Source organism: Legionella nagasakiensis (genome assembly GCF_900639915.1).
Classification (GTDB): domain Bacteria; phylum Pseudomonadota; class Gammaproteobacteria; order Legionellales; family Legionellaceae; genus Legionella_A; species Legionella_A nagasakiensis.
This window is the reverse complement of record NZ_CAAAID010000005.1, coordinates 167,385-182,491: the sequence shown is the minus strand read 5'-3', so window position 1 is coordinate 182,491 and position 15,107 is coordinate 167,385. Positions and strand designations below refer to the sequence as shown.

The window sequence follows — 15,107 nt, the reverse complement described above, 5'->3', positions numbered from 1 at the left end:
CGCTCTTACTTTGACAATGACTACAACGGGCTAATCGGTTATAGCTTACATCTAATATTAATGGTTGATATCCGCTCACTTTTACTATGGAAAATCCAGGTAAATTTAGGATAAGATTGTACTTCGGCACTTTAATCTCCTTTTGATCGCTAAATCAAGGACTTAGTTTATACTAACTCGATTAAAGTGCCCCCTTAATTGGTGTAGAGCCGATCTGTTTTCCAAAACCAAGTCCACGAAATTTTTTCTCTACATAAACATACATTAATTCACGCGTATGAGGAAGCTGATCTATCGTTGCAATTAAATGAGGATGAAAAGCATGATCTAACAAAACAAACATAGCCACAGGCTGTCCTGCAAAAGTTGCAATATACACATCATTGCTGAGTGTTCGCATGACTTCTTCACGATACTCCACCCCTTTATTACGAATATATCCCCACTCATCTTCAGCCCATTTCGCTGCAACGGACACATAGTCCAGGCAATCACTTAATCGCATAAAGGTGAGTTTATGTTTTGCTAAAGCGGAACTAAACAGTAACATTATGATTATCCTATTGATGAGTATTACAGGAACAGGCAAAAAAAACATTGGAGAAGCGATTACTACTTAAGATAGCACTTTTAGGTTGGTCCATCATCATGGAATGGGTTCAATGATGGCGATTCTCCATTGGTTAAACAAGCCAGTTTAAAGAGCAGAGCCATGAACCATTTTAAATTTAAGCCTCTAAGTATGGAACATTTAAATCAACTCCATCAATGGTTTCAGGAACCAATCATTAATCATTGGTATGCAAGAGGTAAAAGCTGGTCATTGAATGACATCAGAGAAAAATATGAACCGAGAATTTTAAATAAAGAGCATGTGTCAAGTCTTATTGTATACGTTGGGAACTCCCCCTTCGGATTCATTCAATATTATATACTCACATATTGTTTACCTGAGGGGATTGATAGTTATAATAGTCTGCTCTTTCAACAATATAATCCGGGAGATTTAGCGGGAATCGATCTATTTATTGCCAAAAAAGAAGGCCGAGGCAAAGGCTTGGGAGTAAAACTCATCGATCAATTTATTGAGAAGTATCTTACTCGCTTTAAAGCCATTATTGTGGATCCAAATGTCAATAACCAACAAGCCATTCGCTGCTATGAAAAAGCAGGTTTTCAGCAAACAGGATTCAGTGGAGATCCAAACCATCTCATCATGATAAAACCCTTCACTGGCTAAGATTGATAATAAGTATGAAGTTGGTTTTAGCGATGTACACTTAGTTAACGCGTTTGATAGGCAGCATTGCCTGATGGGACATTGTTTTTGAATGCAGAAAATAATTGAGGTAATGCATGAATACACAAATAATACCAAAAGACTATCAACATATTTCACCGGCGGGTGCCGAGGTTCGATTGCTGATGAACAATCATTTAGGCGGTATGGCTCACTGTACTTTAAAGACAGGTACTATTTCCAAAGCAGTGCACCATAAGACGGTATCTGAATTCTGGTATATTCTTTCAGGAATCGGTGCTATTTGGCGTAAGTTGGATGATCAAGAGAGCATTACTCCTTTGACGGCTGGAGTCAGCATCGATATTCCATTAGGAACACGTTTTCAATACCGAAGTGATGCTGAAGATTTGGTGTTCATTTGCGTTACGATGCCTCCTTGGTCAGGTAGTGATGAGGCAAGTTATGTAGAACATGGTGCCTGGGTTCCTACAGTGGCATAACATCATGACTTTAAAATTATCATTTTTAGAAAATCCAGACCCTGATGAGGTTCAAATATTAACGAATGGTATAAAAGCGTATGCCAAACAACAAAGAGGCTTCGAATCTTTAGATTTCTTTGCATGCTTTATTCGTGATGCAGACAATAGCATCCTTGGTGGTTGCAGTGGCGGAACACTCTATGGAGGTCTTCATATCGATAATCTTTGGGTGAGTGAGCAAATAAGACATCAAGGATGGGGAATAAAGCTCATGCAAGCGGCTTTAAAGTATGGTCAAGAAAAAAGTTGTGCGTTTGCGACAGTAAATACCATGGATTGGGAGGCACTTGGGTTTTATCAAAAGTTAGGATTCAAACTTGAGTTTGAACGACATGGGTTTCAGAAGAACTCTGTTTTTTATTTTTTGCGCAAAGAATTTCAGAAAACAAGAGACATTGAGCTCTTCAATGATTCAGTCTCATGCTTCAGTCAAAACCTGACATCGTCTGTATTTGAATCTGTGGTGAGAAAAAAGGCTGTTTCAATAAATAATGCCTCCCATTTTAAATGGGGACAAGATTGCGATGGATGGTGGTTAAAAAATGATGGTCAGTTTACCGTTATTTATGAAACGATGCCTGCGGGTAGCTGTGAGATAAAGTATTATCATCAGGAAACAGAACAATTTTTTTATTGTTTACAAGGTAAATTGGTGATTGGGTTTGAGGATTATGAACAGGTTTTACAGGAACAGGAAGGTATGAGTATTAAAGCCGGGGTAGCCCATAAAGTGAAAAACAGTTCCGAAAATTCGATTTCTTTTTTGGTGATTTCATCTCCTCACTTATTCAAAGATAGAGTCAACCTGGAATCCTAAAATGTCTGATGAACTGATTATCCGCCATACATTCATTGATGATGCTTACTCCATTTTACCTTTAATGGAGCAATTGGGGTATTCACAATCGCTTGAAGACGTGCAAAAGCGAATTGAATTATTCATGCAAGAGTTACATTACGGTGTTCTTCTTGCGGAAATTGACAGGAAGGTGATTGGCTTAATCGCTTGGTCAAAGAGCCATCTTTTTGTTTCCGAAACAACACGAATTCATATTGAAGGCCTTGTCATCGATCAAAATTATCGTAATCAAGGAATAGGTAAAAAGCTTATGATTGCTGTTGAGGAATTTTCTAGACAGTTTAGTCCCTGTATCATTGATTTGACTTCTGGACTTAGACGAGCCAAAGATGGCTCCCATAATTTTTATAAATCACTTGGATATCACAATGAAGGCTATATGGCAAAATTGTATTTAAGGAAAACGTTGTGAACATCAAAGAATTACACGCTGCTTTAAAAATTGAAGAAGCTTCACTGGATGATTATCTTACTATTCAAAACATGGCAAGATTCTATGTTTATGATCTCTCTCGTGAGTGCGGTTTTATTTCAGAGAATTGGGCGGTGCCTTCCAATGGTCTTTATGAAAGTTTCGATTTTAAAAATTACTTTGAAGAGCCGACAAGAAAAGCCTTTCTTATCAAAGTAGGTAGTGAGTTGGCAGGTTTTGCGCTATTAAATCAAGAAGGACTTTATCCAGATACCGCTTGGAATATGGGAGAATTTTTCATTCTCGCCAAGTTTCAAGGTAGAGGTCTGGGTTATTTGGCTGCTTCTGAACTGTGGAAAATGCATCCAGGATTATGGGAAGTTTCAGTGATTCCGGAAAACAAGCGAGGACTTACCTTTTGGCGCAAGACTATTTCAAGTATCACAGCCGGCAATTATCAGGAAGAAATAAAGACGATAAATTATGATCCGCATCAACCCCATCGGATTATTTTTCGTTTTGATAGTACCGCACATGGATATACTGAGCCTTTAGAAAACAAGAAAGAATATCAAATCCGGTTTGTTGATGAACTTGATGAGACTACAGAAAAAAGAATGACGAAAGGATTTGTTGCTTATGAGGCTCATCATGGTATAGACGTCAATTATCGACGTTTTTCTGTGACCATATCTTCTACCCAAGGGGAAGTTTTTGGAGCAATTAATGCCTATACAGCATTTTCAGAAATTTATGTTGATGATATCTGGGTAGACAATGCTTATCGTGGTAAAGGATATGGTAAGCAGTTATTGCTTGCTCTTGAACATCATTTCAAAGGTCAGGGGTTTAATAATATCAATTTAGTGACCAGTGCTTTTCAAGCGCCGGAATTTTATAAAAAATGTGGTTTCACGGCCGAATTCACAAGAATAAATAAAAAAAATCCTAAATTAAGTAAGATTTTTTTCGTCAAGTTTTTTAACGAAGAGTCAGAAACACAAGGCATTCTTAAGACAGCTCATGGTGAATAGAAATCAACTAAACACACTCTATTAAAGCATGATCGTACTCAATCATTTTTTTCAATAGAATAGTCTTCTCATAATCACTGCCTCTATGAACACTAATACCCCCATCATAGAGCTCACCCCAGTAGGTAAACGGCCAATATTCTCCATGCGATTTCATTAACCATCCTAATACCCTCACAAAGCAATATCCATGACATTCACATCATGTCCTTTAAATTTATCCATCCCTATCCTGTTCCACCCTAGTTTGGAATAATAATTCGGTAATGTAGGATCAAAAGTAAATAGATATAACTGGCTAAAACCCAGCTGTTTCGCTTTTTGCTTCATAGCATTGATAAGCTTGGGAGCAATGCCTTTTTGTTGATAGTCAGGATGCACAACAAGAGAGCCTAACCACAGTGCTAAATTAGGACGAATACCATCATTGTCTCGTAAACTACACATTCCTATAGGCTTATCATCACAAAATGCAACAAGCGTTAATAGTGTTGGTTTTCATTTAAGTGTTCTTGAAAACGCGCTATAACACGCTCAATAGGAATATCAGGAACCCATATGCTACCACCGATTTTGACACCCCTATTTTTTGTAAAAATTCTCAGCCCCTAGATCGCTCTTTATCTGGTTTTCCCATGACAACAGGCACGAGAATCTCGAAATAAGTTTTGGTACCACATTTGCTTTTTTCAACTTATCCAGCATATTAGGCGCTACCGGCATACGAATTAACATTTCTGTACCTAAGATCTTTTAGACACAAAAGTAAAACATAACAAACCTTTGGAGTAGAATTAATTCTCATGTTAGACGTTGACGCAATTCATCCATTTTTTGAGCCGCTTCAATCCCTTTTATGGGCAATCCCGCTGGATCTAATAAACCTAGTTGTGCTAGTACGCTTGCTTGATCCCAATAAATATGTTCATGAGTTACTTTGCCACGAGAAAATCCGACAATAACAACCAAAGGAATTTCAACCCGTTTCCCTGTTGGCGGTATGTTAGGAAGCATCCAACCTATTTCGGTGGCGTGAGTAAATTTAAAAATGATTTCATCCACCAGTTGATGCTCATCAATAGTCCGTGAAACAGGAATCATCTCACTATCAGGCGGGAAAAATTTTCCTGCAGGAATTAACGTACGATAGAAATGCTGAACCCCTTGCAAACCAATTCCACCAATAGTAGTGGGAATATTGTTTATATGAGGGTCAGGAGTCATCGTCGCCAAGGTTGTATCTAAATCCCTCCGCAGCTCGGCATCAACATGCTTTTGAAATGCATCAAGAAGCGCCTGTTTTTCTACTGATAGTGTTACCATACTGCTCCCTGAATGTATTCCATGAAATAAACAGCACTTTACTTATTCCTCACTGTGTGAACCTTAGGGAAGACATAAGCTAAAAAATGAATGTCTTAATGTTAATGAGGATAAGTTACCTGGGCACAAATTACTGACTGGCCGCGCGTTCAATTTCCTGTCCACCCTGGGATACGTCTTTACCAAACCCCTTGACGGTATTACACCCACTCAACAATAAAAACGTAGAGCATAGTAATCCGATAAATAATTTTGTCATTTTGTTCATAAACAAGTTCCTTCTTATTAATTTAATTTTTTATTATAAAGCGAAACTGGATGCTTCGTAAATCTTACAAAAAATCACTCTCCTGACTGGTCAATATTTAGTTTTTTATTTTATCGGTTTAAATTTGGTGACTGAATAGCCATTAATAACGATGATAATAAAGCCCTGAAACACTCGCTGGAAAAGTTCTGCCAAAACAAGCAAGCACTCCTTTACGTTTTCATGGGTTGGCCTTTGAGATAACAAATCAAAATGCATAGAAAACTGGACGATCTTTTTATGCAAAACCACATTTTCACGAACAATTTTTTCTCGTGTAGCCAATCGTCTAAGCATGACTGCGGTATCTTTTCCCAATACTCCCAAATCTTCTGGCAGGGCAAATGCAGCAGGAGCCATTATTACATCTTCTTGTTGTTCAGGCTCACTAATACAGAAAGCATTTGCTTGGTTTTTTCTGGCCGTTATTTTTAGTCTGTCAGTATCCACGCCATATTGATTTAGTACTTTATCTAATTCAAAAAGCACGCCATCCAAATATATTTCTTGCTCAGATAATAAATACCGTCCTATCGAGTCAAATGACATGATCGCCTCCATCATTTTTTTTGCTTCATGGGGATGCGATTGGGCCAGTTGATCAAGCAACTGCATTGTATAATAAAAACCTAAATCAACATCGACGGTCTTTTGCTTTTTATCTAACACTTTTTTATATTTGTTTTGCTCATAAACAAGCAATCCTATCGCATAAGCTGCTAGATTTTCCTGAACCGCTTTAAAGGCTAATCCTTGTTTGATTTCTATAAGTGTTGTTTGTGATGGCATTTATAAGTCTACTATGATTTTTTTTTATCCAAAAGCGTAGCATGCTTGTCAAATATCCACAATGGATACAAAAAACCGCAACCCTAAATGAGTATGTAATTGACTCACTACGATGCATAGGCATGATACAAAAATATTTAGCTCATCTGGCTAGTAGTTATACATTCTTTTTAAAATAAATTTTCAGCCAAAGTCTAGGGTCCACTGACATTTCATTTCACGGTTGCAAATTCAACTGATTGTGCGCCATTTTGTGTTTGAATGAGGCGAATAGCAAGCTCTATTTAACGAATTCAAACACAAAATGGCGCACAATCATCCAAATTTTCGATTCGCAAAATGAAATGTCAACAGCCCCTATTTGCAGATAAGTAAATTAATGATACTAATGTCATTAATATTTCAGGAATATTAATGACATGTTAAAATTTTTAACAGCCATCTCCTACCTTTTGCTTGCTGCCTGCATGATGGTTGGCCCGAATTATAAGGAACCCAAAGTAAAAGTTGCCGATCGTTGGCTACAAACCCATAAACGTTCACCCGTTACTGAAGCCCCCCCAAAAAATGCCAATTGGTGGAATGTATTTCATGACTCTACCCTCACCTCGTTAATTAATCAGGGTTACCATAATAACATATCCTTACAAATTGCCGGTGTGCGAGTACTGCAAACCAGAGCGCAACTTGCGCAATCGGTTGGTGAACTCTATCCACAACAACAGGCAATGACGGGGAATTACACGTATCAACGCATTGGTGGTGGATCATTAGAAACGCTCTTACCCTCGAGCTTTGAGACAGCATCACTAGGGTTTTCAGCCAGTTGGGAGCTTGATTTTTGGGGGAAATACCGAAGAGCCATCCGTTCAAATGATGCCGCCTTCTTAGCGTCTGTTGCAGCCTACGACAATGCGTTGGTCACTCTCACGGCAGATATTGCCAGTACCTACATGAACATTCGCACCTATGAGGAACTTATCAAAGTAACCAAAGCAAATATTCAATTGCAATCTACAAGTCTTAAAATTGCCAAATCTCGTTTCAAAGCCGGTCAAACCAGTTTATTAGACGTCCAACAAGCACAAACGGAACTTGCTCAAACACAGGCTAATCTTCCTACCCAGCTTAGTAATTTGCAGCATTATAAAGATGTATTAGGTGTATTGCTTGGTATTGTTCCGACCGAAGTAAACAGTTTACTCGTAAAAAACCATGGTATCCCCAAAGCTTCAAAAACCGTAGAAGTTGGCATTCCCAAAGAAACATTGGCACAAAGACCGGATATTCATCAAGCCCGGCTGGAAGCCATCGCTCAATCCGAAGCCATAGGAGCTACGAAAGCAAATCTTTACCCCGCATTTTCATTGGCCGGTACGTTTGTTTTTTCCTCAACGAACATTGGCAACTCATCCATCAGTGATATGTTTAACTGGGCAAATCGAACCATCACTGCAGGCCCTTCATTCACTTGGCCTCTGCTTAATTATGGACAAATCACCAACGCTGTACGCATGCAAGATGCCGTGTTTCAAGAGGCACTGCTAAAATACGTCAATTTGGTGTTGCAAGCACAGCAAGAAATACAAGACAATATCACTCGCTACATTGAGGCTAAAAAAACAGAGCGTTCTCTTACTCTTGCCAATAATTCAGCCATTCAATCCACAAAACTGGCATTAATCCGATATAAAGAAGGGGAAACCGATTACACAACTGTACTTACTGTAGAACGGCAACAACTTCAGGTGCAAACGTCATTAACCAATGCAAAAGGTGATGTTGCACAAGCTTTAATCGCCCTTTATCGTGCCTTGGGTGGTGGTTGGCAAATTCGCGGCTGCAATGATATTGTTCCACAACAGATTAAGAGAGAAATGGCTGCCCGCACCAACTGGGGTAATTTGCTGCAACCACAAAATCATATGCCGCCTGCAACGAATGAGCAGAAAATAAAACAACTTTATCTACCGAATTGGTGATGGACCATGACTCAGGATAAGACATTAAAAACAATAAAAACCAGCGCCATAATTTTTGCTATCTTGCTGATTGTTTACTTTTTTTTATTTCACAAAACGAAAAGCGATGCACCAGTTAGACAACCTCCAGTCGTTATCGTTAAAAAACCAGTATTGGCTGAGATGGCTGAGTACATCACCGAAACGGGTAATACCGTTGCTTACAACTCAGTAAATCTGGTTGCACGGGTCGAAGGCTACCTTAATAAGATATCGTTTATCGATGGAACTTTCGTCAAAAAAGGGCAAGAATTATTTGTTATCGAACCTGAGCCTTACCTGGAGAAATTAAAGGAAGCGCAAGCTTCAGTAGCCGCACAAAAAGCAAACCTTGCTTATAATAAGGCGGAATACGCTCGTCAGCAGCAAATGTACAAAGAAAATGCAACATCTCTAAATAGCGTGGAGAAGTGGCTTGCCAAACGTGAAGAGTCTGAGGCCGATGTAGCGAAAGCCGAGGCAAATGCTGAGAATGCTAACATTACATACAGCTATACTCATGTTCTTGCTCCTTTCGATGGACGCATTGGCCGCCATCTGGTCGATGCAGGAAATTTGGTTGGTAATGGCAAAGCCACCGATTTAGCAACGATTGAACAAATTGACCCCATTTATGTTTATTTCAATGTCAACGAACTGGATTTAATTAAAATCCGCACAGCAGCACGTGCTCGAGGCTTTAAACCATCCGACATCAGTAAAGTTCCTGTGTATGTCGGCATGCAAAATGAAACAGGATTTCCACACGAAGGACGGCTTGATTTTGTGAATACTGGTCTTAATGCATCAACAGGCACCATGGAGTTTCGCGCCGTTTTACCCAACAAAAACTATACGTTAGTCCCTGGTCTTTTTGTACAAATACGAGTTGCTTTATCCAAACCCTCTCCTAAATTAACAGTACCGGATACTGCCATTCAATCGGATCAAATTGGTCCTTATCTACTGGTGGTTGATAAAAACAATGTTGTTGTTCTGAAACGAGTGGAAATAGGCAGTTTAGAGCAAGGCATGCGTGCTGTCCTTAAGGGACTTGATGCCCAAGATAATGTTATCGTCAGTGGATTGCAGAATGCCACACCTGGCAATCCAGTTACTCCTCAATCATCCTCATGAGGAGGCATAGCCATGATTTCTAAATTTTTTATTGAACGGCCGGTACTAGCAAACGTCATCGCATTATTGCTGGTTTTTCTTGGCTTGATTTTCATTGCTGTTTTGCCTGTATCACAATATCCAGCGATTGTCCCCCCCACAATCCAAGTGACGACGAACTATCCTGGCGCTGATGCCAAAACCTTAATCAACACCGTTGCACTTCCCATTGAGCAACAAGTCAATGGGGTAGAGAATATGCTCTACATGCAATCAACCAGTACCAACAGCGGTAATTATAACTTGATCGTGACCTTTGCTATTGGTACTGATCTCAATTTTGCCCAGGTGCTTGTGCAAAATCGTGTGCAAGCAGCCATGGCGCAATTACCACAACCAGTCCAACAACAAGGCGTACTTGTACAACAAAAATCCACCAATATTTTGCAGTTTATTACCCTCACATCCGAACATGGTGAGTACGATGGATTATTTCTTAACAATTACGCCACCATCAACATGCAAGACGAGTTATCTCGATTACCCGGTGTAGGCAATGTAATCATTTTTGGCTCGGGCTCGTATGCCATGAGAATCTGGCTTGATCCTAAAAAAATGCGGGCTTTTTCTTTAACGCCACGTGAAGTACTTGAAGCCATCAGCAATCAAAATAAGGAAGTCTCCGCTGGACAAATTGGCAACCCGCCCACTGCAGGCATACAGGCTTATCAATTGACCCTAAATGTCCCGGGTCAGCTTGCTGACCCACAGGAGTTTGGCAATATCATCATTAAATCACAAGCCACTCAACCGGATGAAAATGCGAATGCCAGCAATAGTGCACAAATCATACGTGTTCGTGACGTCGGTCGGGTTGAACTTGGCTCCTCTAATTACAATCAGCTTGCCAAATTCAATGGTAAACCGACGGCTGCTATTGGAATATTTCAGCTCCCCGGAGCCAATGCTTTGGAAGTAGCCAATGAAGTGCGCAAAACGGTCGATAAAATGGCAAAAAAATTCCCGCCGGGAATGAAGTACTCCATTCCTTTTGACACAACAATTTTTGTAAAAGCTTCAGTCGATGAAGTGTATAAAACACTCTTTGAAGCAGGTATTTTAGTACTACTGGTCATTGTTACGTTCCTACAAAATTTTCGTGCGACTTTAATTCCTGCAACAACGGTTCCGGTAACCATTATTGGCACCTTTATTGCCATGTTCATGCTGGGTTACAGCATTAACTTACTGACGTTATTTGCCCTGGTATTAGCGATTGGTATTGTGGTTGACGATGCAATTGTTATTGTGGAGGGAGTGACCCAACATATTGAACGCGGGATGCCGCCCAAAGAGGCAGCCATTAAAACCATGCAGGAATTATTTGGACCAATTCTTGGCATTACGTTGGTCCTCATGGCCGTGTTTTTACCTGCTGGGTTTATGCCTGGTTTAACGGGTTCTATGTATGCTCAATTTGCTTTAGTCATTGCCGCAACAGCATTTATTAGTGCCATTAACGCGATGACGCTAAAACCGACCCAATGCGCCTTATGGCTCAAACCTATTGATGAAAGCAAACCAAAAAACGTTTTTTTCCGTACCTTTGACCGAATCTACAATCCCCTGGAAGCGGCCTATGTGCGATTCATGGATCGCCTGGTACATCACAGTGGTCGCGTGTGTTTACTTGGGATTCTTTTGGTTGCTTGCGCCATTTTTGGCTTAAGCCGTATCCCTACAGGATTTATCCCAATTGAAGATCAGGGTTATATTGTTTTGAGTGTCTTACTGCCTGATGGTGCGAGTTTGCAACGCACGGAAAGAATTTTGGACGAACTCAGTAAAAAAGCAGCCAAGGTAGATGGAGTTGAAAATGTTATCGCCATTGACGGCATCTCACTCCTGGATAATAACGCCAGCCTCTCAAATGCCGGTGTTCTGTATGTGATGTTTAAGGATTGGAGTGTACGAGGCAAAAAAGAAGATTTACTGGCCATGTATGAAAAATTTAATGATATTGCTGCAAATACACTCGATGCAAAAGTATTAGTTGTCGTGCCTCCGCCAATCCAAGGTCTAGGATTATCAGGTGGTTTTCAGATGCAAATTGAATTACAGGATGGCACGTTTGATTACCAAAAATTACAAAATATCACAGATCAGATCATTAATTATTCTAATCAATGGCCAGAAGTACAGAAATTGATGACCTCTTTTCGCTCCTCAGTACCGCAATTGTTAGCACCCATTAATCGAACAAAAGCAGAGTCCTTAGGTGTTTCCATTGGAGATGCCTTTGATACCTTACAAACCTATCTTGGCTCTTCTTACGTTAATCTTTTTACAAAATTTGGACAAGTATTCCAAGTGTATGTGCAAGCGGATGCTGCTTCACGTATGACCATCGAAGACATGCGTAATTATTATGTAAAAAATCAGTCAGGCGAAATGGTACCTCTTGGCACGCTCACCGATGTTGCCCCAACTGTCGGGCCTGGAATTATCTCTCTTTATAATCTTTACCCTTCCAGCAGCATCAATGGCATGGCGGGAGCAGGATACAGTTCGGGTCAAGCCATGCAAACCATGGAAACGTTGGCGCGTCAATTATTGCCGGCCGGATTATCTTACGAGTGGACAAGTACGGCTTATCAGGAAAAGATAGCCGGAAATATGAGTTACTACATATTTATTTTATCGCTGATTTTAGTGTATATGATTTTAGCTGGACAGTATGAAAACTGGCTTACGCCAGCATCGATTATTTTTAGTGTGCCATTGGCATTAATTGGTACCGTATTGATTTTATCTATTTTAGGCTTGGCTAATAATATGTATACACAAATCGGTATATTACTGCTAATCGCCTTGGCTGCCAAGAACGCCATCCTGATTGTTGAGGTAGCGCGGGAACAACGGCTATTTCATAATAAATCGATTACGGAAGCAGCCGTACTAGGAGCAAAAACACGTTTTCGCCCTATTCTGATGACCTCTTTTGCATTTATTATGGGGGTGATGCCTTTAGTCTTTGCCAGTGGCGCAGGCGCTAATGCCCGGCGTTCTATTGGTATTGCTGTAGCTAGCGGTATGCTGGCGTCTACTTGCCTTGCCGTCGTGTTTGTCCCAGTTTTTTATGTACTGATACAGAACTGGCAAGAGCAACGACGTCTGAAAAAAGAAAAACACTCATAAAACAATGAAAGACCACCGCTTATTTCCCATTCTGGCCTTTTTTACGTCATACTATTTGTACCTTACCCCTGTAATTGATATGTTTTAGAACATGAAGTACAATGTGTAATCTTATGGCGCAGCTAAATTAAAATAGAGTTCTCCTCGTAACAATAAGGCATTATATCAAGCAAAACCTATTCTTCCCTTTAGTTAGGAGGGATATAAAGTCTGTTGTTAAAAAGGAAAGCAATCTCTAAATAATTAAATGTAAGGCAGCAAAAGATAAGAGTTGATTGTTTATAGGATCTTGATGTTCAGACCGAAGAAAAAAATTGTGGAAGAAGAATTTAAATCTGTCCAACAAGAATTTAAAATGCGTCATAAAGAATTTTTTGAATCCCAATTAGCATGTCAGCTTCTTCATCATCCGAAATTATTTCCTTCCATTAAAAAAGTATCGGACGCAATTTATCTTTTAATAACACAAAATAAAGAAATCCTATTAAAGATTCTTACAAAAAATAAAACCATCACTGAAGAATTATTAGATGAGAAATACTATGGCCGCTTAGAATTTATGGATTCTTCTGTTTCTCTCACAGAAGAATCCATCCTGCAAAAAATACAGGAAGTACTCTGCTCTGACCAAAATAATATAAGCCAAATTCTGCAAATTCATGTCGTCTTTATTCATAGGCTATTTGATGAGCTCATCAAGCAAACCGATCCAGAAGATACCCAGGGAATCGCCACGAAAAAAATGACCTTAGTCAATCAAATTTTTTCTGAAACTCTTTTTCGGGATCGGGCAAGAAAAGAAGTAAATAGTAATCCTCCTCTTACCAGACGATTAGGCATTACACGACACCCTGTGTTTAATAAACTTGCCGGTGTTTGTGAGGAAGCCCATAAACGCGCAATTGATCGATATGAAATTGATTCCAGCTCCATTTTTTATAAAAACACAATAGGGAAAACCATTCCAAAGGTGGCAGGGCCTTCGGGCCACACAGGAGCGTTGTTATTAGGGGCCAAGCTGTATGGTGATCTCACTGCAGAAGAGTTACATCAGTATGCAATTGCTTGTTTCGTATTTTTGACCACCGGTGGCAATCATAGTTTTCATGAAGTGATGATTGTCGCCAATCAAGTAGGTATCCCTTATCGAGAAAATGATTATTTGCATAATCTCCCTTCTTCCATAACAGATACCGAATTTTTCAAAAAGTTTTCTGATGAATTTCCACAATATTTCCAAGAAGATGATACACCCCCCTCTTCTCCAAAACGTGCCTTATAGCTTGTCATCATGATTGTCTGCAGTATTGTATTCATTACATTTTATTAAATGGAATATAAAAAATTATTTTTAACTATAAAGTAGATACTTACCTTTAGTTAACTTATAAATAATAATGTTATCTATAAAAATATCCCATTGAAAGGATGACTGATTGTGAGCCAATTTTTTCTCTTTACAATCGTAGGTTTTATCGCTCAGATTGTTGACGGTGCATTAGGTATGGCTTACGGCGTAATAAGTACTGGCGTTTTGGTTAGTTTTGGAATTCCACCTATGGTGGCCAGCGCATCCGTGCATACGGCAGAAATTGCAACCACAGGCATTTCAGGATTTTCCCATGCTATGTTTAAGAATATTGATTACACTTTATTCAGACGCTTGGCAATCCCAGGCATTATAGGCTGTATCATTGGCGCTTATTTATTAACGCGCATACCTGAAAATATAGCAAAGCCATTCATTGCTGCATACTTAATCATCATGGGAGGATTTATTTTATACAGAGCATTTCAAGGAGGAAAATTATCACATGTTCTTAAAAATTTTATTGTAAAAAAAGTTAAAACTCATAAGTTACCATCCGATGAAGCCCGTGGCTTAATCCCTCTTGGATTGGTCGGCGGTTTTTTTGATGCGACAGGGGGCGGAGGATGGGGACCGATTGTCAATGCAACCCTTCTAGCACAAGGCACAACCCCTCACTGTACGATCGGCTCTGTCAATCTAACAGAATTTTTGATCACAATCAGTGTTTCGACCACATTCCTCTTCACAATAGGAATTTCCCATTGGTCTATTATCTTAGGATTAATTGTTGGTGGAGCCGCAGCAGCACCCTTGGCAGCCATTATTGTTCGATATATTCAACCACGCATTATCATGTTACTGGCAGGCAGTATGGTTATACTACTTGGTATTCAAATGATTATCAGACTTTTTTTATGAACGTTCCATTTTATACTGTGTTAGAAAAAACAGAGGGTCTGTCAACAGACCCTA

At 39.6% G+C, this 15,107-nt stretch carries 14 protein-coding genes and 3 pseudogenes; 10 read left to right on the top strand and 7 right to left on the bottom strand.

Features of this window, described 5'->3' with window-relative positions; translation table 11 throughout:
- Positions 1-130, bottom strand: a pseudogene (locus E1O52_RS13465) (ISL3 family transposase); the annotation flags it as partial.
- A gap of 81 nt (positions 131-211) precedes the next feature.
- Positions 212-550, bottom strand: a pseudogene (locus E1O52_RS06515) (GNAT family N-acetyltransferase); the annotation flags it as partial.
- A 162-nt stretch (positions 551-712) separates the two neighbouring features.
- Here E1O52_RS06515 and E1O52_RS06510 point away from each other — a divergent pair.
- The 5 genes from E1O52_RS06510 to E1O52_RS06490 all read left to right on the top strand — a co-directional run bounded on the left by E1O52_RS06510 (position 713) and on the right by E1O52_RS06490 (position 4,090).
- Complete coding sequence (locus E1O52_RS06510) at positions 713-1,240, top strand: GNAT family N-acetyltransferase (protein ID WP_133127890.1); 528 nt, start codon at positions 713-715, stop codon at positions 1,238-1,240.
- A 116-nt stretch (positions 1,241-1,356) separates the two neighbouring features.
- Positions 1,357-1,743: a cupin domain-containing protein gene (locus E1O52_RS06505; protein WP_133127889.1), complete on the top strand. Its 387-nt coding sequence runs from the start codon at positions 1,357-1,359 to the stop codon at positions 1,741-1,743.
- Between the two features lie 4 nt (positions 1,744-1,747).
- A complete protein-coding gene (locus tag E1O52_RS06500; RefSeq protein WP_133127888.1) occupies positions 1,748-2,602 on the top strand; it encodes a GNAT family N-acetyltransferase in 855 nt (284 codons plus the stop codon).
- 1 nt (position 2,603) lies between these two features.
- Entirely contained in the window at positions 2,604-3,056 is a 453-nt protein-coding gene (locus tag E1O52_RS06495) for a GNAT family N-acetyltransferase (protein ID WP_133127887.1), read from the top strand.
- Positions 3,053-4,090 carry a GNAT family N-acetyltransferase gene (locus E1O52_RS06490; protein ID WP_133127886.1) on the top strand — a complete coding sequence of 346 codons (1,038 nt, stop codon included), beginning with the start codon at positions 3,053-3,055 and terminating at the stop codon, positions 4,088-4,090. The genes E1O52_RS06495 and E1O52_RS06490 overlap by 4 nt, the downstream gene beginning before the upstream one ends.
- 7 nt (positions 4,091-4,097) lie before the next feature.
- On the opposite strand, the gene E1O52_RS13160 is transcribed toward E1O52_RS06490, so the two are convergent.
- The 5 genes and pseudogenes from E1O52_RS13160 to E1O52_RS06470 all read right to left on the bottom strand — a co-directional run bounded on the left by E1O52_RS13160 (position 4,098) and on the right by E1O52_RS06470 (position 6,509).
- A complete protein-coding gene (locus E1O52_RS13160; protein ID WP_165474729.1) occupies positions 4,098-4,247 on the bottom strand; it encodes a hypothetical protein in 150 nt (49 codons plus the stop codon).
- Between the two features lie 17 nt (positions 4,248-4,264).
- A pseudogene (locus E1O52_RS13345) lies at positions 4,265-4,656 on the bottom strand (GNAT family N-acetyltransferase); the annotation flags it as partial.
- Positions 4,657-4,891: 235 nt separating this feature from the next.
- Positions 4,892-5,413 carry an ester cyclase gene (locus E1O52_RS06480; protein ID WP_133127885.1) on the bottom strand — a complete coding sequence of 174 codons (522 nt, stop codon included), beginning with the start codon at positions 5,411-5,413 and terminating at the stop codon, positions 4,892-4,894.
- Positions 5,414-5,543: 130 nt separating this feature from the next.
- Positions 5,544-5,681 (bottom strand): entericidin A/B family lipoprotein, encoded by a 138-nt coding sequence (locus E1O52_RS06475; RefSeq protein ID WP_423202718.1) that lies wholly within the window; start codon positions 5,679-5,681, stop codon positions 5,544-5,546.
- A 105-nt stretch (positions 5,682-5,786) separates the two neighbouring features.
- On the bottom strand, positions 5,787-6,509 hold the full coding sequence (locus E1O52_RS06470) for a hypothetical protein (protein WP_133127884.1): 723 nt from the start codon (positions 6,507-6,509) through the stop codon (positions 5,787-5,789).
- 419 nt (positions 6,510-6,928) lie between these two features.
- Between E1O52_RS06470 and E1O52_RS06465 the strand changes: the two genes are divergently transcribed.
- The 5 genes from E1O52_RS06465 (at position 6,929) to E1O52_RS06445 (ending at position 15,053) form a co-directional block, all read left to right on the top strand.
- On the top strand, positions 6,929-8,491 hold the full coding sequence (locus tag E1O52_RS06465; RefSeq protein WP_133127883.1) for an efflux transporter outer membrane subunit: 1,563 nt from the start codon (positions 6,929-6,931) through the stop codon (positions 8,489-8,491).
- Positions 8,492-8,497: 6 nt separating this feature from the next.
- On the top strand, positions 8,498-9,646 hold the full coding sequence (locus E1O52_RS06460) for an efflux RND transporter periplasmic adaptor subunit (RefSeq protein WP_133127882.1): 1,149 nt from the start codon (positions 8,498-8,500) through the stop codon (positions 9,644-9,646).
- Positions 9,647-9,658: 12 nt separating this feature from the next.
- The gene (locus E1O52_RS06455; protein WP_133127881.1) at positions 9,659-12,823 is read left to right on the top strand and encodes an efflux RND transporter permease subunit; all 3,165 of its coding nucleotides are present in this window, start codon (positions 9,659-9,661) and stop codon (positions 12,821-12,823) included.
- A gap of 292 nt (positions 12,824-13,115) precedes the next feature.
- A complete protein-coding gene (locus E1O52_RS06450) occupies positions 13,116-14,105 on the top strand; it encodes a hypothetical protein (protein WP_133127880.1) in 990 nt (329 codons plus the stop codon).
- Between the two features lie 156 nt (positions 14,106-14,261).
- On the top strand, positions 14,262-15,053 hold the full coding sequence (locus E1O52_RS06445) for a sulfite exporter TauE/SafE family protein (RefSeq protein WP_207384184.1): 792 nt from the start codon (positions 14,262-14,264) through the stop codon (positions 15,051-15,053).
- Positions 15,054-15,107: the final 54 nt, after the last annotated feature.

Excerpts from the sequence above, each read along its gene's own strand:
- E1O52_RS06450 (WP_133127880.1), top strand. The coding sequence starts at position 13,116 with ATGTTCAGACCGAAGAAAAAAATTGTGGAAGAAGAATTTAAATCTGTC.
- E1O52_RS06470 (WP_133127884.1), bottom strand. The coding sequence starts at position 6,509 with ATGCCATCACAAACAACACTTATAGAAATCAAACAAGGATTAGCCTTT.
- E1O52_RS13160 (WP_165474729.1), bottom strand. The coding sequence starts at position 4,247 with ATGAAATCGCATGGAGAATATTGGCCGTTTACCTACTGGGGTGAGCTC.
- E1O52_RS06495 (WP_133127887.1), top strand. The coding sequence starts at position 2,604 with ATGTCTGATGAACTGATTATCCGCCATACATTCATTGATGATGCTTAC.
- E1O52_RS06480 (WP_133127885.1), bottom strand. The coding sequence starts at position 5,413 with ATGGTAACACTATCAGTAGAAAAACAGGCGCTTCTTGATGCATTTCAA.
- E1O52_RS06500 (WP_133127888.1), top strand. The coding sequence starts at position 1,748 with ATGACTTTAAAATTATCATTTTTAGAAAATCCAGACCCTGATGAGGTT.
- E1O52_RS06505 (WP_133127889.1), top strand. The coding sequence starts at position 1,357 with ATGAATACACAAATAATACCAAAAGACTATCAACATATTTCACCGGCG.
- E1O52_RS06510 (WP_133127890.1), top strand. The coding sequence starts at position 713 with ATGAACCATTTTAAATTTAAGCCTCTAAGTATGGAACATTTAAATCAA.
- E1O52_RS06455 (WP_133127881.1), top strand. The coding sequence starts at position 9,659 with ATGATTTCTAAATTTTTTATTGAACGGCCGGTACTAGCAAACGTCATC.
- E1O52_RS06475 (WP_423202718.1), bottom strand. The coding sequence starts at position 5,681 with ATGAACAAAATGACAAAATTATTTATCGGATTACTATGCTCTACGTTT.
- E1O52_RS06465 (WP_133127883.1), top strand. The coding sequence starts at position 6,929 with ATGTTAAAATTTTTAACAGCCATCTCCTACCTTTTGCTTGCTGCCTGC.
- E1O52_RS06460 (WP_133127882.1), top strand. The coding sequence starts at position 8,498 with ATGACTCAGGATAAGACATTAAAAACAATAAAAACCAGCGCCATAATT.